The 18807-nt window shown below is 65.1% G+C and carries 16 protein-coding genes; 6 read left to right on the top strand and 10 right to left on the bottom strand.

Going from position 1 to position 18807, the window contains the following annotated elements; all coding sequences use genetic code 11:
* Position 1: 1 nt before the first annotated feature.
* Positions 2-2593 (top strand): hybrid sensor histidine kinase/response regulator, encoded by a 2592-nt coding sequence (locus tag OCH239_RS00710; protein WP_084781986.1) that lies wholly within the window; start codon positions 2-4, stop codon positions 2591-2593.
* Positions 2594-3308: 715 nt separating this feature from the next.
* On the opposite strand, the gene OCH239_RS00705 is transcribed toward OCH239_RS00710, so the two are convergent.
* On the bottom strand, positions 3309-4127 hold the full coding sequence (locus OCH239_RS00705; protein WP_037257162.1) for an ABC transporter substrate-binding protein: 819 nt from the start codon (positions 4125-4127) through the stop codon (positions 3309-3311).
* Between the two features lie 28 nt (positions 4128-4155).
* Complete coding sequence (locus tag OCH239_RS00700) at positions 4156-4890, bottom strand: ATP-binding cassette domain-containing protein (protein WP_037257159.1); 735 nt, start codon at positions 4888-4890, stop codon at positions 4156-4158.
* 226 nt (positions 4891-5116) lie between these two features.
* Between OCH239_RS00700 and OCH239_RS00695 the strand changes: the two genes are divergently transcribed.
* From OCH239_RS00695 to OCH239_RS00680, 4 genes are read left to right on the top strand one after another with little or no spacing between them, the layout of a single operon-like run.
* On the top strand, positions 5117-5926 hold the full coding sequence (locus OCH239_RS00695; RefSeq protein WP_037257156.1) for a molybdate ABC transporter substrate-binding protein: 810 nt from the start codon (positions 5117-5119) through the stop codon (positions 5924-5926).
* Positions 5927-5930: 4 nt separating this feature from the next.
* On the top strand, positions 5931-6962 hold the full coding sequence (locus OCH239_RS00690; RefSeq protein WP_341871934.1) for an iron ABC transporter substrate-binding protein: 1032 nt from the start codon (positions 5931-5933) through the stop codon (positions 6960-6962).
* Between the two features lie 7 nt (positions 6963-6969).
* Positions 6970-7956 (top strand): FecCD family ABC transporter permease, encoded by a 987-nt coding sequence (locus OCH239_RS00685; protein WP_051489096.1) that lies wholly within the window; start codon positions 6970-6972, stop codon positions 7954-7956.
* On the top strand, positions 7953-8750 hold the full coding sequence (locus OCH239_RS00680) for an ABC transporter ATP-binding protein (protein WP_037257154.1): 798 nt from the start codon (positions 7953-7955) through the stop codon (positions 8748-8750). The genes OCH239_RS00685 and OCH239_RS00680 overlap by 4 nt, the downstream gene beginning before the upstream one ends.
* On the opposite strand, the gene OCH239_RS00675 is transcribed toward OCH239_RS00680, so the two are convergent.
* Positions 8723-8935, bottom strand: a complete 213-nt coding sequence (locus OCH239_RS00675; RefSeq protein ID WP_037257152.1) for a TOBE domain-containing protein — start codon at positions 8933-8935, stop codon at positions 8723-8725. The two genes, OCH239_RS00680 and OCH239_RS00675, sit on opposite strands and share 28 nt — an antisense overlap.
* A 185-nt stretch (positions 8936-9120) precedes the next feature.
* Here OCH239_RS00675 and ggt point away from each other — a divergent pair, with 185 nt between their 5' ends.
* Positions 9121-10923, top strand: a complete 1803-nt coding sequence (ggt, locus tag OCH239_RS00670; protein ID WP_037257149.1) for a gamma-glutamyltransferase — start codon at positions 9121-9123, stop codon at positions 10921-10923.
* A gap of 48 nt (positions 10924-10971) precedes the next feature.
* Here the strand turns inward: ggt and OCH239_RS00665 are convergent, their stop codons facing one another.
* The 7 genes from OCH239_RS00665 to OCH239_RS00635 all read right to left on the bottom strand — a co-directional run bounded on the left by OCH239_RS00665 (position 10972) and on the right by OCH239_RS00635 (position 18785).
* The gene (locus tag OCH239_RS00665) at positions 10972-11349 is read right to left on the bottom strand and encodes a Na+/H+ antiporter subunit G (protein WP_037257146.1); all 378 of its coding nucleotides are present in this window, start codon (positions 11347-11349) and stop codon (positions 10972-10974) included.
* The gene (locus OCH239_RS00660) at positions 11346-11633 is read right to left on the bottom strand and encodes a K+/H+ antiporter subunit F (RefSeq protein WP_037257143.1); all 288 of its coding nucleotides are present in this window, start codon (positions 11631-11633) and stop codon (positions 11346-11348) included. Before OCH239_RS00660 ends, OCH239_RS00665 begins: the two co-directional genes overlap by 4 nt.
* Positions 11630-12124, bottom strand: coding sequence for a Na+/H+ antiporter subunit E (locus OCH239_RS00655; RefSeq protein ID WP_037257140.1), 495 nt, complete (start codon positions 12122-12124; stop codon positions 11630-11632). The genes OCH239_RS00660 and OCH239_RS00655 overlap by 4 nt, the downstream gene beginning before the upstream one ends.
* Before the next feature lie 2 nt (positions 12125-12126).
* Positions 12127-13806, bottom strand: a complete 1680-nt coding sequence (locus OCH239_RS00650; protein ID WP_037257136.1) for a monovalent cation/H+ antiporter subunit D — start codon at positions 13804-13806, stop codon at positions 12127-12129.
* Positions 13803-14168, bottom strand: a complete 366-nt coding sequence (locus OCH239_RS00645; RefSeq protein ID WP_037257133.1) for a Na+/H+ antiporter subunit C — start codon at positions 14166-14168, stop codon at positions 13803-13805. The genes OCH239_RS00650 and OCH239_RS00645 overlap by 4 nt, the downstream gene beginning before the upstream one ends.
* Position 14169: 1 nt before the next feature.
* Positions 14170-17028 carry a monovalent cation/H+ antiporter subunit A gene (locus tag OCH239_RS00640; protein WP_037257130.1) on the bottom strand — a complete coding sequence of 953 codons (2859 nt, stop codon included), beginning with the start codon at positions 17026-17028 and terminating at the stop codon, positions 14170-14172.
* A gap of 164 nt (positions 17029-17192) precedes the next feature.
* A complete protein-coding gene (locus tag OCH239_RS00635) occupies positions 17193-18785 on the bottom strand; it encodes a lipase family alpha/beta hydrolase (protein WP_037257127.1) in 1593 nt (530 codons plus the stop codon).
* Between the last annotated feature and the right edge of the window lie 22 nt (positions 18786-18807).

Genomic DNA, 18807 nt, shown 5'->3' with positions numbered 1-18807 from the left:
AATGAGTGAACATCGCGCACCGAAATCCACCAGAAGATATCGCGGCCTCGGCCTTCTTCGCGACTCACGTGTCGGTGCAGCCGCGGTCGCTCTGATTCTCTGCGTCGGGTTAGTCGTCGGGATCGCCGTGCTCGTCCTGCGGCAGATCGACGAATTCTCGACCGCGGCCTCGGACAACGTGCAATGGAGCCTGGCGCAGACCGACGTGGAGTATCTGCGCTACGAACTTGCGATTGCCGACGCCGAGGCGCGCGCGACACCTGCAACGATCGAGGCGATACGACGCAGGTTCGATGTCTTTTACAGCCGGATGAGCACGCTGGCCAATGGCGACGTCTTCGAGCTCTTGCGCGCAGATCCCGCCTTTGAGGATCCCCGTCAGGAGATCGAAGCCCATCTGCAGGCGACCATCCCCCTGATTGATGGCCCGGATGCCGATCTTCTCGCGGCGCTCCCGCAACTGGCAGAGGACGCCGCCGCGATTAGCGGCGATGTTCGCGCCATGACGCTCGAGGGTCTCGCCTCATTCGCGAATGTCTCGGACAGCAAGCGTGAAGGCCTCGTGCGAACGCTTGCGCTGCTTGCCGCCGTGCTTGCCACGATCTTTGCCGGTCTCGCGCTCGTCGCGGTGTCGCTCTATCGCCTGATGAGGCTCTCGGACGACCGCGCCCGCGAGGTGCAGCTCGGCGCCGCACGCACCCGCACGATCGTGGAAACCTCGCTCGATTCGATCTTCGTGATCGACGCGTCCGGCCATATTGCCGAGATGAACGGCACCGCGCGCCATATGTTCGGATTCGACGAGACCGAGGCGGGCATGCCGCTGGAACGTCTCTTTGCCGATGCGGGTGAGGGCCATCTGCGCGAGGGGCCGCTCTCGTTCCTCGCATCGGGCGCCGCACCTGCCATACACGAGCGCCGGTTCGAGGCGACGGCCAAGGACGCCCACGGCCGCCACTTCCCGGCCGAGATCTCGATCGGCAAGGCCGACGGCGAAGGCGATCCGGTCTACATCGCCTATGTCCGCGACATCTCGCGCCGCAAGATTGCCGAGCAGGGTCTGACCGAGGCGCGTGACAGGGCCCTCGCGGGCGAGCGCGCGAAGTCGGAATTCCTCGCCGTGATGAGCCACGAGATGCGCACGCCCCTGAACGGCCTTCTCGGCTCGATGCAGCTGCTGCGCGACCATGACCTTACCGAGCGGCAGACGGATCTTCTCGACCGCATGCAGAGCTCGGGCAAGCTGCTCCTCGGCCTCGTGAACGACGTTCTCGATCTGACGAAGCTGGAGGCCGGCAAGATGGAGATCGAGCGCCGTCCGATGTCGGTGGCGCGGCTGCTGGACGGTGTAGTCGAAACCGTCGCGCCGCTCGCGACGGAGGCAGGCGATACGCTTGACTGGGCTTGGGTTGGCCCAGCCCGCGACGCGTGCATTGGGGATCAGAGGCGGCTCCGGCAGGTCCTGCTGAATCTCGTCGGCAATGCGGTGAAGTTCACCCGCGACGGATCTGTCGCGATCGAAGTCGAGGCGCTCGGCGACAATCGAACCGTCGAGTTCCGGGTGATCGACACCGGCGTCGGGATTTCGGAGCGCGACCTCGAGCGCATCTTCAACGATTTCGAAACCCTCGACAGCTCCTATTCGCGTCAGGTCGGCGGAACTGGGCTCGGCCTAGGCATATCGCAACGGCTCGTAGGCCTGATGGAGGGTGAGATCGGAGCCGAGAGCGAACAGGGCGAAGGCAGCCTCTTCTGGGTCCGCGTGCCCATTGCCGGCGACACGACTGATCGCACGCTGTCTGTCGCGCGCAAAGCCGTTGCCGAGCCGCGCCCCCTGCCCCCGCTCAATCTGCTCCTCGTCGAGGACAATCCGATCAACCGCGCCGTGGCGCGTGAGATGCTCGAGGCGGATGGCCATCGCGTGACCGAGGCTTTCGATGGCGCCGCCGGTGTCGACTGGGCCCGGGCGCGCCGGTTCGATGCGATTCTGATGGACATCTCCATGCCGGTGATGGACGGAATCGAGGCGGCCCGCGAGATCACCCGCGACGGCCGCGCCTCGGCCGGTGTGCCGATCCTCGCCGTGACGGCCCATGCGCTGCCGGAAGAGATCGACGGATTCCGCGCCGCCGGCATGGCCCACATCATCTCCAAACCCATCGACCGCGACGAACTCTCTTCCACCCTGGCGGCGGCGGTTCTGCCGGAGAGCGAAAGACCAGCCTCGGCGGCCCCGGTGTCCCAAGACGCGGCACGGCTCATCGACAACGCCCATCTCGGCGCAGTCTGGCGGGATCTGCCCCCCGCGGCGCGCGAGACGCTGCTGACACGCGCGCTTGCCGAGATCGATGAGACGGTAACCGAGGTCTCGGGCACCGATATACCCGATGATCCGAATGCCGTTCGAGAAACCGTGCATCGCGCCGCCGGAAGTTGCGCGGCTCTTGGCTTCACCGCCATGCACCGCGCCCTTGCCGAGATAGAGACCTGCCTCAAGCGCGATGGCTTGGTCCCCTCGGCTCCGCGTGACGCGCTGCCTCATCTTTGGTCCGGCACACGCAATGCACTCGAGGATTGGCGCTCTGCCGCGTGAGGTTTGGCCGCGTGACGTCGAACGGTATGGCGAGCCCCTCCGCTTTCACGCGCCATCGGTGTCAGGGTCCGGCGATTGTGAACCTCCATCTTATGGAGGCCGGACCTAGCGCGACGCGCAGCCAGCGGTCTCTCGAGCAGCACGCAAATCGGGAGGACGCGACTTGCGCCAGCACTTCTCTACCGATAGATCTCGCCAAGCTGGATTCGCATGTGTCGGGCTCTGCAATCGAGGTGTGGTTATGCCCCCTCGGACGTGGAGACAGTCTCTTGCTTTCCGGTTCGCGGAAGTCGGGCGAGTTCCAATCGGAATGAAGCCATATCCGTGCACGTAAGACGACAGTGCCCCTATAGCTCAGCTGGTAGAGCAACTGATTTGTAGCGTGGCTCCGGGCTCAATATTCCGGAGCAAGTTGCAGCCCTCGGCGGAAACGCTGAGGTGAACTGGTGTCAAATTCGGGGAAACCTTGGCGGTTCACGCCGCTGGCAATCCCGAGCGAAGCTTTCCGGGTAAAACCGGATTGAATGTGTAGAGACTTGACGGCACCCACCTAAGGCCCTTGCGGGCTACGGTGAAGAGAAAGTCCAGACCACAAAGCGCATCATGCGTGGCGGCGAAAGCCGTAGTGGTATGAATCAGTAGGTCCGCGGTTCGAGTCCGTGTGGGGGCACCATTTTCAGCGGGTGGCGACAGAAAACGCCACCCGCGAAATTCCTCAGCTCGCCGGCGCGTTCGGGAAGAAGAGCTGCTGTCCTTCGACCTCGTATGCGCCGATCGCCTCCTGCCCCTCGGCAGAGAGCAGCCAGTCCGCGAACGTTTCGGCCGCCTCGATGTTCACGCTCGGGCAATGATCGGGGCTGACCGGGATCACACCGTACTGGTTGAAGAGGTCTTCGTCGCCTTCGACGAGGATCTCGTAATCCTGCTTGTTTTCGAAGCTGATCCAGGTCGCGCGATCCGTCATGACGTAGGCGCCCATGCCGATGCCGGCATTCAGCGTCGCCCCCATGCCCGAACCGGTCTCGCGGTACCACTCGCCCGACCCCGAGGTCGGATCCGCATCCGTGCCCTCCCAGAGCGACAGTTCTTTCTGGTGGGTGCCGCTGTCGTCACCGCGCGAGGCGAACGTCGCACCGCTGCCAGCGATCTGGCTCAGCGCGTCCTGCGCATCTTCCATGCCGTCGACACCGGCCGGATCCTCGGCCGGACCGACGATGACAAAGTCATTGTACATGAGATCCGTCCGCTCGGTGCCGTAGCCCGCCTCTACGAAGGCCTCCTCGGCTGGTTTCGCGTGCACGAGAAGGAGATCCCCGTCGCAATTCTCGGCATTGGTGATCGCCTGTCCCGTGCCGACTGCGACGACATTCACGGTGATACCGCTCTCTTCCTCGAAGATCGGAATCAGATGATCGTAGAGGCCCGAATTGGCCGTGGAGGTCGTCGACTGCACGATGATCGACTGATCCTGAGCATGTGCCGCTCCGGCCAGCAGAAGCGCTGCGACGGACGTGCTAATGGCGCGTGTGAACATGTGGTTCTTCCCCTAGTTTCAAAAAAAATCAGACGACGATGTTGCCGTCGAGATAGTCCCGGGCCGCCTGGGAGGCCGGTGCCCGGAAGAAGTCCGTGGCAGGGCGGTGTTCCTGCACCCTGCCGCGGAACAGGAACACCACGTCGTCGGCCATGCGGCGCGCCTGTCCGACATCGTGGGTGACGAAAACGATCCGCACGCCGCTGTCGCGCGCCTGAGCGACGATGCGCTCGATGGCGAGCACCGATGCGGGATCGAGGCTGGCAGTGGGCTCGTCGAGAAGAAGCACCTCTGGCTCGATGGCGAGCGCCCGTGCCAGCGCGAGCCTCTGCGCCTCGCCTCCGGAGAGGAGGCGGGCCGGCTGGTCCGCCTTGTGAGCAAGACCGACGTGATCGAGGAGCCATGGCAAGCGCCCACGATCCATGCCACGGGTCTTCAGAACGAAGTCGATATTCGCCGCCACCGAGCGGCGCAGGAGCGTCGGCTTCTGGAAGACGAGCGACTGGACATGAGTGACGTCCCCCGCCGCACATCCGGCCCAGGTTGCGTATCCTTCATCCGGGTCGATAAGACCGTGCATGACCTTGAGCAAAAGACTCTTGCCGGCGCCGTTGGGACCAAGGAGCATCGTGCACCCGTCCTGGCCAAGGCGCAGGTCGAGGTGATCGAGGACGGTATCCTCGCCGAACCTCAGCGTCACACCTCCGGCAACGAACGGCATGAGCCGGCACTGGACCGCCCGCTCGGCTTCCGCGAAGCTCATGGATTTTGCGCTGGACTGCAAAATTTCCGAAGTGTCCTTCTCTTGTATCTGCGCTCCAACGTGACTGATTACCGAAATTATTCAAGATATACGCCCAAAAATCTCTCGATAGAAATACTCACGTCATGCTGCTTCTAGAGAGATCTTGCATTTGACTGTGAAATTTTCGGAGCCCAAACTGGGAGACGCCACGAACAATCCGGTGGAGAAGCATGAAGGGAGCGAAATGCGCGTATCGACTTTGTCCCTAATCGGGGCCGCCATCCTGAGTGCGGGACCGGTCGCCGCGGCGGAGGCCGTATCGCTGATCGCCGCAGGAAGCCTGCGCACTGCGCTCGGGCAGGTGGTTTCCGATTTCGAGGCGGTCGATGGCACTATCGTCGAAACGACATTCGGACCTTCGGGTCTCATGCGCCAGAAGATCGAGGCCGACGCGAGGGCGCATGTCTTCGCATCCGCTAACATGTCTCACCCGCAGACCCTGCAAGAGGCGGGCCGAGGCGGACCGGTGGTGGTGTTTGCCCGCAACCGTCTCTGCGGGATCGCACAGCCGGGTCTCGAGGTCACCTCCGCGTCCCTTCTCGAGATCATGCTGGCCGAAAGCACGCGCCTCGGAACCTCGACACCAGGTGCCGATCCGTCGGGTGACTACGCATGGGAGCTTTTCGCCAAGGCGGAAAATCTGACTTCGGGGGCTCGGCAGGCGCTCGAGGCAAAGTCGGTACAACTGACGGGCGGGCCGGACAGCGATCCCGCGCCGGAGGGCCGCAACCCGTACGCGTGGGTCATGGAAAGCGACCGAGCCGATCTGTTCCTGACCTATTGCACCAACGCCGTTCTGGCGCAGCGCGAGATCCCGGATCTGCAGATCGTCCATGTGCCCGAATCGCTCTCCGTCGGCGCGGATTACGGGCTGATAGTGCTCGATGGCGCGCCGGACGCTGCATGGCGGCTCGCGTTTCACATCCTTTCGCCCGCGGGCCAGTCCGTGCTCGCGGATTACGGCTTCGACGCGCCGGGCCTTCCCAGGGAGTGATGGCATGATCATGAGATCTCTTCTCGCCTTCGTGCTTCTCGCCTCACCCGCCGCCGCGCGGACCATTACCGACAGCGCGGGCCGGATAGTGGACATACCGGACGAGATCGAGACGGTCTTTGCCGCGGGCCCGCCGGCCTCGGTGCTGGTCTATGTCATCGCTCCGGAGACGCTGACAGGATGGCCGCGCGCACTCCGGCCCGAGGAACGGGACTACATCGCGGAGCCCTACCGCGACCTTCCCGAAACCGGCCGCCTGACCGGTCGCGGCGGCGAGGCCAATCTCGAGCGGGTTCTCGAGATCGCGCCCGACCTGATCCTCGATTTCGGCTCGGTCCGCGACACCTATGTCGATCTCGCGAACCGCGTGCAGGAGCAGATGGACATCCCTTACGTGCTGATCGACGGACGGTTCGAGAATACACCCGACGCACTGCGCCTTCTCGGCGAGGTGCTCGGCAAGCCCGAGCGGGGCGAACGGCTCGCCCGCGATGCCGAAGAGACCTTCGCCCGGATCGACACCATACTGGCCGAGATCCCCGAGGAGGACCGACCCCGAACCTACCTCGCGCGGGGGCCGGACGGGCTCGAGACAGGCATGACCGGTTCGATCAACACCGAGATCATCGAGCGCGCCGGCGGCGTGAACGTCGCCGATGACGGCGGCCGGACGCAGGGCCTCGTCCAGGTTTCGCCGGAGCAGGTGATCGTCTCCGACCCGGAAATCGTCGTGACATGGGATCCGACCTTCTACGGCCGGGTCTGGAGCGATCCCCTCTGGGCCGGCGTCGACGCGGTGCGCAGCGGACAGGTCTTCCTCTCCCCCACGGCTCCTTTCGGCTGGATCGATCGGCCGCCCTCGCTCAACCGGATGATGGGCCTCAGGTGGATGGCGCGGCTCTTCTATCCTGATCGCTGGGAGGGCGACTTGCGCGAAGAAACCGCGGAGTTCTACAAGACCTGGTATCGGGTCGATCTCGGCGACGCCGAACTCGACCGTTTGCTCGAATGGGCCGAGGGCAGACCGCCCGAATGAGGGCTGCATGACGCGCATCGGGCTGAACGGCGCATTGGCAGCGGGTTTGGCCGCGCTCGCTTTCGGCGCCCTTCTGGTCGGCCCGTTCGGCCTCACGCCCGGGCAGACCGTCGCGGCACTCTTGGGCCGCGCATCGGACCAGGCACAAATCGTCGTCTGGAACATCCGTCTGCCGCGCGTCGCGGGCGCCTGCCTCGTTGGCGCGGCGCTCGCCGCGGCGGGCGCGAGCTACCAGGCGCTCTTCCGCAACCCGCTCGTCTCGCCCGACATCCTCGGGGTTTCCGCCGGCGCCGGTCTTGGCGCCGTAGCAGGCATCTTCCTCTCCCTGCCCGTGGCGCTCATCCAACTCTCGGCCTTCGTCGGAGGCCTTGCAGCCGTCGCGGTGGTCATGGCCGTGGCCGCTGCCGTGCGCGGCGGAGACCGGGTGCTGACGCTCGTGCTAACAGGCGTCGTCATTGGCGCGCTGGCCGGAGCCGCGACCTCGCTTCTCAAGGTACTGGCGGACCCCTATGACCAGTTGCCCGCAATCACCTTTTGGCTGCTCGGCTCGGTGGCCTCGGTCACCTCCTCGGACATCCTTCCAGCGCTGCCTGCCGTGGCGCTCGGCCTCCTCCCGCTCGTCCTGCTGCGCTGGCGGATAAACGTCCTGTCGATGGGCGACGAGGAGGCGCGCGCGCTCGGCATCGAGGCCGGGCGCACGCGCCTCCTGGTGATCGCGGCGGCGACTCTGGTGACGGCCTCGGTGACGGCGGTCGCGGGCGTCGTCGGCTGGGTCGGGCTCGTCATCCCGCATATCGCACGGATGCTGGTCGGTCCGGGCTTCGGCCGGCTGCTTCCCGCCTCGGCCCTGCTCGGCGCGGGCTATCTGCTGCTTGTCGACACCGCTGCGCGAACCATCGCCGAGATCGAAGTGCCGCTCGGCATTCTCACCGCCGTGATCGGCGCGCCGGTCTTCGTCTGGCTGCTGGCCTCGGGCCGAAGGGGCTGGACATGAAGCTCGAGGCGACAGAACTCGCGATCGGCTACGGACGGGAGCGCATCGGCGAGAACCTCTCCTTTACGCTCGGCCCGGACGAGATCGTCTGCCTGCTCGGGCCCAACGGCTGCGGCAAGACCACGCTCTTCAAGACGCTGCTCGGCCTGATCACCCGGCTCGGCGGAAAGCTCGAACTCGGGGGCGCGGACATCTCGCGGCTCGCACGGCAGGACATCGCCCGCGCCATCGCATATGTGCCACAGGCTCACGTGCCGCCGTTTCCTTTCGAGGTGCTCGAGGTCGTGCTGATGGGCCGCACGTCGCAGCTCGGCGCGTTTGCACAACCCTCGGCCCGCGATCGCGATGCTGCGCTTGCCGCACTCGACACGATCGGGATCGAACACCTGGCCGGGCGCGACTACGCAAGGCTCTCGGGCGGCCAGCGGCAGCTGGTGCTCATCGCGCGGGCGCTCGCTCAGGAAGCGCCCCTCCTCGTCATGGACGAGCCCACGGCCAGCCTCGACTTCGGCAATCGGCTCGCGGTGCTCGATCGCATCGCGACGCTCGCACGCCGCGGGAGCGGGCGCGGCGTGATCCTCTCGACCCACGACCCCGATCAGGCGCTGTCCCTGTCGGCGCGCGTCATTGCGATGTCCAAGGGCCGCGTGCTCGCCGACGGTCCGGCGGCGGACGTCCTCACGCCCGCACGCCTTTCGGAGATCTACGGCATCTCACTCACGGTCGAGCGCACCCCAAGCGGACGCCGCATCTGCCTGCCGGAGCTTCAATCCTCGGCGGCGACCATCACGTGAGACGCCTTGATCACCGCGTAGGCTTCCTTGCCCTTGGCAAGTCCAAGTTCTTCGACGGCATCGTTGGTGATCATCGACGTGATGATGGTGCCGCCGCCGACGTCGATCCTGACCGTGGCGTTCACCGAGCCCTTCTGAACGTCGACGACCGTGCCCTTGAGCGTGTTGCGTGCGCTGAGTTTCATGTCTTTGTCCTTGTTTCAGTTTCGAATGTGCAAGGTTTCGCACGGCAGCCGGATTTCAAGACCGTCGCCGATTGCAGTCCCCGCCCCACCTGAGAGGTTTTGTTCGCCTTTTTTCGTCGAGGTGGACTTTTCGGTCCACCGGATCATCCTGCAGGGGTGGAGACACACGCGAGGGGAGACGAACCATGCACCGACAGCTTCTGGCCGTAACGCTGCTGATCGCAGGCGTACCGCTACAGGCTCAGCAGGCAGCGGATGCCGTCGATCCCGAAGCCGCGGCCGAGCTCGCTCTTGAGGACGCATTCGGCCCGTTGTCTGACGCCGCGCGGGCCGCCCTCGAGAGCAAACGGGAAGGACGCCCGACAGAGGCGCAGGACTGGATGGTCGCCGCCGCTAACCCGCTGGCAGTCGAAGCAGGTGCCGAGGTGCTGAGGCAAGGTGGCAGCGCCGTCGACGCGATGATCGCCGTGCAGACGGTGCTGGGGTTGGTCGAGCCGCAGAGCTCGGGACTCGGCGGCGGCGCGTTTCTCGTCTGGTACGATGCCGCGTCGGGACAGGTGACCACGCTCGATGGCCGCGAGACGGCGCCCCTTGATGCCCGCCCGCAATATTTCCAGAACGACCAGGGTAAGCCGCTCGAGTTCTTCGATGCCGTGGTCGGAGGCCTGTCGGTCGGCACGCCGGGAACGCCTGCCCTCCTCGAAGCCGCCCACGAGCGCTGGGGGGAGCTCGAATGGCCCGGTCTCTTCGAGCGAGCGATCACGCTCGCCGAGGACGGCTTCACCGTCTCGCCGCGCCTTGCCGAGCTTGTGGCGGAGGATGCCGAGCGCCTGTCGCGCTTCGAGACGACGGCTGAGTACTTCATGCCCGGCGGGTCGCCGATCGCGTCAGGTGACACGCTCAGGAACGATGCCTATGCGGAAACGCTGAGGGCGATCGCGATGGGGGGCTCGGACGCCTTCTATACCGGCGAAATTGCGGCGGGTGTGGTCGAGACGGTGCAGAATGCCGCTGGAAATCCGGGCCTTCTGTCGATGACCGATATGTCGCTCTACGAAGTGCGCGAGCGGGCGCCGGTCTGCGTCACCTACCGCGCTCACGACGTCTGCGGGATGGGCCCGCCGTCCTCGGGCGCGCTCACTGTCGGTCAGATCCTCGGCACTCTCGAGAATTTCGAACTCGCGGGCGGGCCACAGGACGCCGAGACATGGCGCCTCATCGGCGACGCATCGCGCCTCGCCTTCGCGGACCGCGGCCGGTACATGGCCGATTCCGACTATGTGCCGATGCCCACCGACGGACTCGTCGATCCGGCTTACCTGTCCGAACGGGCGGGTCTCATCGCGGGCCGCGACACTGCCCTCGACAACGTTGAGGCCGGCGAGCCCGAATGGGATCATGCCGCGCTCTGGGGGGACGACACCTCGATCGAGTTCCCCTCCACGTCGCACATCTCGATAGTCGATGCGGAAGGCAACGCGCTCTCGATGACCACCACGATCGAGAACGGTTTCGGGTCGCGGCTTTTCGCGCCGGGCGGGTTCCTGCTGAACAACGAGCTGACCGATTTCAGCTTCGAGACCCACGAGGACGGCCGCCCCATCGCCAACCGCGTCGAACCCGGCAAGCGTCCGCGCTCCTCCATGGCGCCGACCATCGTCCTGCGCGACGGGCAACCGACTCTGGTCTTGGGCTCTCCCGGAGGCAGCCGGATCATCGGCTACGTCGCGCAGGCCGTGGTGAACGTGATCGATTTCGAAATGGACGTGCAGGAAGCGGTTGCCGCGCCGCACGTGCTGAACCGGTTCGGAACGATGGACCTCGAGGACGGCACGGAGGCCGCTGACCTCGCCGAACCGCTGAGCGATATCGGCTTCGAGACGGAAATAGGGGACCTGACCTCGGGGCTGCATGCCATTGAGATCACCCCCGAAGGACTGCGCGGCGGCGCCGATCCGCGGCGCGAGGGCATTGCCCTCGGAGAGTGACTCGTCATGCCGCCGGATGGCACGGATACACGGCCTTCCGGCCGTGCATCACGTCCTGGGAGCGGGCGCCTCGTCCGCCGTGTCGAGCGTCGCCCATGTCCTGTCGGTGGGGGCCTCCGGCGGTGACAGGCAGGAGCGCCGATGCAGGTTCACCTTGCAGATGAAATGAGCCGAGATCGGCGCGGTTACGAAGAGAAACGCCATGATCAGGAGTTCCTGCAGCGACGGCTCACCCCGCCCCAGCGCGGCCAGGATCGACGCCAGAAGCAGCGCGCCCACTCCGAGCGTGCTGGCCTTCGTGGGCGCGTGCAGACGCTTCATGGCATCGTCGAGCTTCAGAAGGCCGAACGAGCCGACGAGCGTGAACGCCCCGCCGACGATCAGGGAAATCGCCATCGCGATGTCGATGATGAAGGCCGCGCTCATTCGATGATGTCTCCCCTCAGGATGAAACGGCAATAGGCCACCGTGGAGACGAAGCCGAGCATCGCGACGATGAGCGCGGCCTCGAAGTAGATCTCCGTCCCCTGCGCGATGCCGAGCAGGACGATCAGGCCGATCGCGTTGATCACCATCGTGTCGAGAGCGAGGATCCGGTCAGAGCTGTGCGGGCCGATGATCAGCCGGACCATCGCCAACACCTGCGCGAGCGACACGCAGCCGAAGCCGAACCAGACGGCGTAGGTGAGAAAGTCGGGCGCCTCGGTCATGCGAAGATCTCCTTCAGCCGGGCCTCGTAGCGGGTCTTGATCTCGTCGCGGACGGCATCCGGGTCGGGCGCATCGAGCGCATGCACGAGAAGCGAATGGCCCCCGTCCGACAGATCCGCCGACACCGTCCCGGGGGTCAGGGTGATCGTGCCGGCCAGGATCGTGATCGCTTCGGGCGTGCGAATATCGAGCGGGATCGTCACCCAGGTCGACGCCATCTTGCGGTTCGGCCGCGTGAGCACGAGCCACGCCACGGCGACGTTTGCCAGCAGGATGTCCCAGACCACCACCAATACATAGCTCACCATGCGACCCGCCTTGATCCCGTGCGGCGCATCCGGCCAGTAGGCGAAGGTCATTTTCGGGATCACGACGCCGAGGATCGCGGCAAGGATCACGTTGCCGAGATGCACCGAATTGGTCAGCAGGCACCACGTGACGACAAGGAGCAGCGTCAGCAGCGGGTGCGGCACCACATTTCGATAGGTCATCGTCAGTGTCCCTCCCCGGCTTCGGCTTCGCCCTCGTGACCGTCATCGCTCGCGCGACCCTCCTGCGAGACCAGATTGGCCTCGCCGTGCTTCGCCTTGTGATGGATCTCCTTGCCATCGGTCGTCAGCACGGTCGCGATGTAGGTCTCCGGCGCGAAAAGCTGCTCTGCCGTCGCGGCGAGCGTGCGGTTCACCGGCCCGGCAAAGATCGTATGCAGCACGATCAGTCCGATGAGCCCACCGATCGCAACGAGCGGTAGGGCATTCTGGGTTTCGGGATGGCTGCTGGGCTTGCTTTCGACGTTGTCCTGCTGTGTCGTCGGATCGTCCGCCCGTGCCTCGGCCGCCTCGCCGCCCTGGGCAGCCTTCCAAAAGACGGTGGAACCGGCGCGAGCGAAGCCGACCACAGCCACCAGCGATGTCGACAGGATCACCGCCCAGGTCCATACGACAAGAGGGCTGTCAAACGAGGCATCGAGGATCAGGAGCTTTCCGACGAAGCCCGAGAGCGGCGGCAGACCTGTCATGGCGATGGCCGCGGCAAAGAACATCGCTGCGAGTATCGGCGCGCCGGGAACTGGTCTAACGGCTTGCAGTTCGGCCCCGGCGCCGTGGCGATGCCGTACGACCAGATCGACGATGAGGAACAGCGCCGCCGTCGCGAAGGTGGAGTGCACGATGTAATAGAGCCCCGCGGTGATGCCCTGCGTCGTGAAGAGCGCCACGGCCACCGTCAGCATTCCCATGGATCCGATCACCGAGAACGCCACCAGCCGGTCGAGCCGCGACGCGCCGAGCACCCCGATCATGCCCACCGTCAGACCGACAAGCGCCAGAGGCAGCAGCCAGACGTCCAGCAGACCTGACGTCACCTCGAGGTCGGGCGGAAAGACGAGCGTGTAGATGCGGATGATCGAATAGGCGCCGACTTTCGTCATGATCGCGAAGAGCGCAGCCACGGGACCCGGCGCCTCGGCATAGGACGAGGGCAGCCAGAAATGCACCGGCGCGATCGCCGCCTTGATCGCGAAGACGATCACGAGAAGCACCGCCGCGACGCGGATGCCGGCGCTCTGGGACAAATCGATCTGCGTCACGCGCTCGGCCAGGTCGGCCATGTTTAGCGTGCCGGTCTCGGCATAGATGGTGCCGAGCGCGAAGAGAAAGAGGGTCGAGCCGAGCAGGTTGTAGAGCACGTATTGCGTACCCGCCTGCGTCCGGCGCGTGCCCCCCGAATGGATCATCAGCCCGTAGGAGGCGATGAGCAGAACCTCGAAGAAGACGAAGAGGTTGAAGAGGTCGCCCGTCAGGAACGCGCCCGTGATGCCCATGATCTGGAAGTGGAAGAGCGCGTGAAAATGGCGCCCGCGCCCGTCCCAGCCGGTTCCGATCGCATGCAGCAGCACGAAGAAGGCGAGCGTCGCCGTGAGTAGCAGCATCAGCGTGGACAGCCTGTCCGCGACGAGGACGATGCCGAAGGGCGCCTGCCAGTCGCCGAGCTGGTAGAGGTCGATCTCACCCGAAGACGCGCGCAGGAAGAGCCCGAGCGCGACGGCCCAGAGCGCGACGCTGCCGGCGACGGACAGGATGCGCTGCATCGACAGGTGATGACGCGTCGCAAGCAGCAGGAACGCGGCAAGCATCGCGGGCAGCACGACAGGGACGACAGTCCAGTGGCTCATCGGTTGACGTTCTCCAGCTTGCGCACGGTGTCGAGGGCGCCGTCCTGATCGTCGACATGGTCGTCGCCGGACCCGAGATAGGCCCCGAGCGCGATCACCACGACTACCGCGGTCATCCCGAACGAGATCACGATCGCGGTGAGCACGAGAGCCTGAGGTAGCGGGTCGGTGTAATCGGACGCGGACTCCATCAGGATCGGTGGGGCACCGACCACCAGCCGTCCGGACGCGAAGAGAAACACGTTCACCGCATAGGTCAGAAGCGCCGTCCCGATAATCACGGGAAAGGTGCGCAGACGCATGACGAGGTAGAGGCCGGCTGCCGTCAGGATGCCGATGCCGCTGGCGACCAGAAGCTCCATGTCAGGCCCCTTCCCGCTTGGTGGGCTTGCGCGACGGATCGATATCCATCGCGTATTTGCTGTCGGTGTCGTGGGCCCGGCGTGCGAGCCGGCTGAAGCTCGCAAGGGACAGCAGAACCGCGCCGAGAACCGCGAGGAAGACGCCGAGGTCGAAGCCCAGGGCGGAGGCGACCTCGAACTCCTGCAGATAGGGCAGCTTGATGTAGCCGAAGGAAGAAGTCAGGAACTCGTAGCCGAGGACCATCGCTCCGAGCCCGGTCAGGGCGGCGATCATCACCCCTGCCCCGACGATGCCGTGATAGGGATAGCGCTGGCGAGCGGTGGCCCAGGAAAAGCCGCTCGCCATGTACTGCATGACGACGGCGACCGCGACGACGAGCCCCGCGATGAAGCCGCCGCCGGGCATGTTGTGCCCGCGCAGGAAGATGAAGACCCCGACGAGCAGGATGACCGGCATCATGACCCGCGTGAGTACGACCATCATGAGCGGATGGCGGTCGCCCGCGAGCGGCTCGTTCGGTGTCCGGTTGAGAAGACGCGCGCGGACCGGCCCGCTCAGCAGCGCTTCGGTGAGCGCGAAGATCACCATGGCCGCGATGCCGAGAACGATGATCTCGCCGAACGTGTCGAAGCCGCGGAAATCGACGAGGATCACGTTCACGACGTTGGTGCCACCGCCGCCGGCGTAGGAATTGTCGAGGTGATAGGCCGAGATCGGAGTCGCGACGAAATCGCGCAGCATCAGGAAATAAGCCAGCGCGCCAGCTCCGAGACCGCCCGCGCAGGCGATGACCCCATCGCGCAGGCGCCGCCCGGCGGAGCTTTCTTTCGGAGTGCGCGGCGGCAGGAGGTTCAGCGCGAGGAGCATCAGGACGACGGTCACCACCTCGACCGAGATCTGGGTCATAGCAAGGTCGGGTGCCGAGAAATAGGCGAAGGCCACGGACACGATCGTGCCGATGATGCCGAGGAGGATCAGCGCGGCGAAGCGGTTGTGATGCTTCCATACGAGAAAGCCGGTTGCGGCGACGAGCATGACCCAGGTGACGATGGCCACCACGCTCGGCTGCTGCATGGCCCGGGTGATCGGCGCGACATCGCCGCTCGTGTAGGCATGCACCGCCGCCGCGAGGATGGTAACCGTCAGGATGGCAGCGTAGCGCGTGAACGAGCCGTCATGAAGGATGCAGGTGATCCGCCGCGCGATCCAGACGGCCGCACCGACAACGCCGTCGAAGATGACCTTGGCCTCGGGGCGCGGCGTGGCGTCCCATCCCTTCTGCAGGAACCGGTGCAGAAGGAGCAGCAGGAGCCCCCCCGCGACGGCGATACCCGACAGAAAGAGCGGTGGCTTAAGCCCGTGCCAGATGGCAAGATGATAGGACGGCACCTCGGCCGTGGACCCGAGGACGGCGCCGGTGACGCCCTTCACCAGAGGCTCCGCGAGAAACGGAGCGCAACCGATCACGACGACGAGCGTCGCGAGGAAGGCAGGCGGCAGCCACATTCCGGGATTGGGATCGTGCGGATGGCTCGGGTAGTCGTCACGCTTCTTGCCGAAGAACGTATGCGTGATGAACCGGAAGGAATAAGCGGCAGAAAAGAGCGCGGCGAAGGTACAGATGGCCGGAACCAGCCAGACAGGGCCGAACATCTCGGTATGAAGGGCCTCCTCGAGCCACATCTCCTTGGAGACGAAGCCGTTGAACAGAGGGATGCCCGCCATCGACAGGGCCGCCACCGTCGCGATCGTCACGGTGACCGGCATCAGGTGCCGAAGGCCGCCGAGCTTGCGGATGTCGCGGGTATGCGCTTCGTGATCGACGATCCCGGCCGACATGAAGAGTGCCGCCTTGAAGGTCGCGTGATTGAGGATGTGAAAGACCGCCGTCATCGCCCCGAAGGCCGTGCCCGTGCCGAGCAGCATGGTGATGAGGCCGAGATGGCTGACCGTCGAGAAGGCGAGCAGCGCCTTCAGGTCGTGCTTGAAGAAGGCGATCACCGCCCCGATCACCACTGTGATGAGGCCCGCGCCCGTGACCAGCCAGAACCACGCCTCGGAGCCCGAGAGCACCGGCCAAAGCCGAGCCATCAGGAAGATCCCCGCCTTCACCATGGTCGCCGAGTGCAGATAGGCCGATACCGGCGTCGGCGCCGCCATCGCGTGCGGCAGCCAGAAGTGGAACGGGAACTGGGCGGACTTGGTGAAGCAGCCGATCAGGATCAGGACCAGCGCCGGCAGGTAAAGGTCGGAATTCTGGATCGCCTCGCGATTTTCCAGGATCACCGTCAGATCGTAGCTTCCCGCGATCTGACCGAGGATCAGCATGCCCCCGATCAGCGCCAGTCCGCCCATGCCGGTCACCGCGAGCGCCATCCGCGCGCCCTGCCGCCCCTCGGGCAGATGCTTCCAGTATCCGATGAGCAGAAACGACGACAGCGAGGTCAGTTCCCAGAAGACCAGCAGCATCAGGATGTTGTCGCTGAGGACGATCCCGACCATCGCGCCCTGGAAGAGCAGGAGGTAGGTGAAGAACTCACCCATGTCGTCATCGCGCGACAGATAGTAGCGGCCGTAGGCGATGATCAGAAGGCCGATCCCGAGGATCAACGTCGCGAAGAACGCCCCAAGCGGATCGAGAAAGAAGGTCGCGTTGAGCCCGAGCTCGGGCAACCACTCGACGCGTGCCGTCACCGTCTCACCCGCCATGAGCGCAGGAAAGTTCGACACGAGCCCCACAAGGGCCAGCGCCGTGACCGAAAGGGTGCCGAGGGCACAGGTGCGCCGCCCGCCGGCGATCAGAATGCCGGGCAGGAGGGCGCCGAGGAACGGCAGAAGCGCAACGAGGATCAGCGACAAGGGCAAACTCCGGGACTGGCTCTGGCGTTTCCCCTTACTGAGGACAATTAGGGCGATCCTCAAGACCCGCGCGACGCTTTCCGTAGCGTTTTCTGAATGAATACTCGGGTACGGCCTTCCAAAAGTTGCTCAGCAGCGCAGGCTGGCGAAGCGTTTCTCCCTTGTCAGGCAAGCAGCGGATCGATGCTCTCGGTTTTCTTGAGGGGGCTCGGCGGGCCGTTGGGCGGAATTGTGTCAACCTCGAAGCGGAGCGTGCAAGTGAACCGCTCGTTGCCCACATCGAGCCGCCAGCCATCGGACCCTGCCTTCAACTCCCGGCCCCGCCGCCGCGAGGCGGGATCGCTGAACCCCATGTCCGGGTGACTGAACATGCCGAACGTGCCGGTGGTGTCGCGCAGCTGCAGATAGATCGGCTCTTGCAGAAGCGTCTCGTCAGAGAAGCCGATGCCGGTCAGGTCCCTCTCGCCCGCGTAGAGCGACAGGCGCAGCGCAATGTCGGAATTGCCGTCAGGCCGCGCGGTGCCGTCGAGAAAGCCCTCCCACATCAGCCTGCCCTCGCCTGCCCATGTCACGGTGCCGTCGAGAAGGTCCGGTTTCGAGAAGGGCCCGTAGCAATTCTCTGCGGCGGCGCTCTGGTGGAAGAGGTCGAAGTCGAGGCGCCGTGCTTTGACCGATAGACCCACATAAACCTCGTCCCGGCCGAAGCGGTCGCTCTTCTGCCTGACCTCCGCGCGTTCGAGAAAGACGCGCATCCTCGTATTGCCGAAAAGGAACCGCATGGCGACTTCGCAGCTCTCTCGCGCGGTGACCAGCGAGTTGTATCCACCATGGGTCTTGTGGACGAAGGTCCGGTAAGCGCCGGGGATCTGTGCGGCCGAATGTTTCACCAGCCCGTCCGAGCGGTTGTAGAGCAGCCCGCCCTCTCCCGGCAGCGGAGAGAACCGGTTCGCGAGCGAGGAGATGCGCATGTAATCGCGGTAGTTCGTTCCCACGATGCAGAGCAGGCGGCGCGGATCGAAGCTGCGTGCGAGGTTCTTGAAGGATCCGGGACGACCCGCATCCGCCTGCGTCTCCGGATTGAACGCTTCCAGTTCATCCTCGGCCGACAATCCGAGCCAATCGAGGCGCGGCAGGCGCTGGAAGGCAATACCCTGATGGGGCGTCCCCAGCGTGACGAGCTTGTTGATCGCGGCGTGGGCGGCTTTGGTCGTCTTGTATCCGAGCTGGAGCGTGTCCCGCGCGATCAGCCCGCCCATCGAATGCGCGATGACGTTGACCGCCTCGCGCGTGCCAGTCTGCAGCGCGACGGAATCCTGGATGAGTTCGATCGCGCGCATGAGCGCCTGACGATAGGTGTCGAACGTGCGTGAGCCGAGGTCGTAATAGCGGAACACCCACAGCGTACGTCGCATGTCGATGCCGCGCTCGAGCATCTCTTCGAGGCTGAAGGGATCGACGATGACGGTGCCCTCGAAATGGCTCTTTGGAAGGCCTGCCACCGGTTCCGGAAGCGGGTCGGGAATGCCGCTCTGCGCGCGGGCGTAATACCCTATGGTGTTGGTGGCATCGTGATACCCGTATTTCGAACGGATCATCGATAGCACGAGGCCCGGATAGATGTAGTTCTGCCCCCGCTTGTGGGGGTAGTGGCTGCCGACATTGAAGCCCTGATGGGTGAGGTCGCGCTCCTCTTCGGTATCGAGCCCGCCGAAGCCCCGGATAAGAACGATCGGACGAACTTCACGGGTCACTTCCATCGGCGCGAACCTTTTCAATGCA

This window comes from Roseivivax halodurans JCM 10272 (genome assembly GCF_000521785.1).
GTDB classification, from domain to species: domain Bacteria; phylum Pseudomonadota; class Alphaproteobacteria; order Rhodobacterales; family Rhodobacteraceae; genus Roseivivax; species Roseivivax halodurans.
The sequence above is the reverse complement of the archived record's forward strand: the minus strand, read 5'-3'. Positions and strand labels throughout refer to the sequence as shown.

What these genes read in the sequence shown, in the direction of transcription:
- OCH239_RS00645 (WP_037257133.1), bottom strand. Translation starts at nt 14,168, where the DNA reads ATGGAGCTTCTGGTCGCCAGCGGCATCGGCATCCTGACGGCAGCCGGC.
- OCH239_RS00675 (WP_037257152.1), bottom strand. Translation starts at nt 8,935, where the DNA reads ATGAAACTCAGCGCACGCAACACGCTCAAGGGCACGGTCGTCGACGTT.
- OCH239_RS00635 (WP_037257127.1), bottom strand. Translation starts at nt 18,785, where the DNA reads ATGGAAGTGACCCGTGAAGTTCGTCCGATCGTTCTTATCCGGGGCTTC.
- OCH239_RS00665 (WP_037257146.1), bottom strand. Translation starts at nt 11,349, where the DNA reads ATGAGCGCGGCCTTCATCATCGACATCGCGATGGCGATTTCCCTGATC.
- OCH239_RS00705 (WP_037257162.1), bottom strand. Translation starts at nt 4,127, where the DNA reads ATGTTCACACGCGCCATTAGCACGTCCGTCGCAGCGCTTCTGCTGGCC.
- OCH239_RS00680 (WP_037257154.1), top strand. Translation starts at nt 7,953, where the DNA reads ATGAAGCTCGAGGCGACAGAACTCGCGATCGGCTACGGACGGGAGCGC.
- OCH239_RS00710 (WP_084781986.1), top strand. Translation starts at nt 2, where the DNA reads ATGAGTGAACATCGCGCACCGAAATCCACCAGAAGATATCGCGGCCTC.
- OCH239_RS00700 (WP_037257159.1), bottom strand. Translation starts at nt 4,890, where the DNA reads ATGAGCTTCGCGGAAGCCGAGCGGGCGGTCCAGTGCCGGCTCATGCCG.
- OCH239_RS00655 (WP_037257140.1), bottom strand. Translation starts at nt 12,124, where the DNA reads ATGACCTATCGAAATGTGGTGCCGCACCCGCTGCTGACGCTGCTCCTT.
- ggt (WP_037257149.1), top strand. Translation starts at nt 9,121, where the DNA reads ATGCACCGACAGCTTCTGGCCGTAACGCTGCTGATCGCAGGCGTACCG.
- OCH239_RS00695 (WP_037257156.1), top strand. Translation starts at nt 5,117, where the DNA reads ATGCGCGTATCGACTTTGTCCCTAATCGGGGCCGCCATCCTGAGTGCG.
- OCH239_RS00660 (WP_037257143.1), bottom strand. Translation starts at nt 11,633, where the DNA reads ATGACCGAGGCGCCCGACTTTCTCACCTACGCCGTCTGGTTCGGCTTC.
- OCH239_RS00690 (WP_341871934.1), top strand. Translation starts at nt 5,931, where the DNA reads ATGATCATGAGATCTCTTCTCGCCTTCGTGCTTCTCGCCTCACCCGCC.
- OCH239_RS00650 (WP_037257136.1), bottom strand. Translation starts at nt 13,806, where the DNA reads ATGAGCCACTGGACTGTCGTCCCTGTCGTGCTGCCCGCGATGCTTGCC.
- OCH239_RS00685 (WP_051489096.1), top strand. Translation starts at nt 6,970, where the DNA reads ATGACGCGCATCGGGCTGAACGGCGCATTGGCAGCGGGTTTGGCCGCG.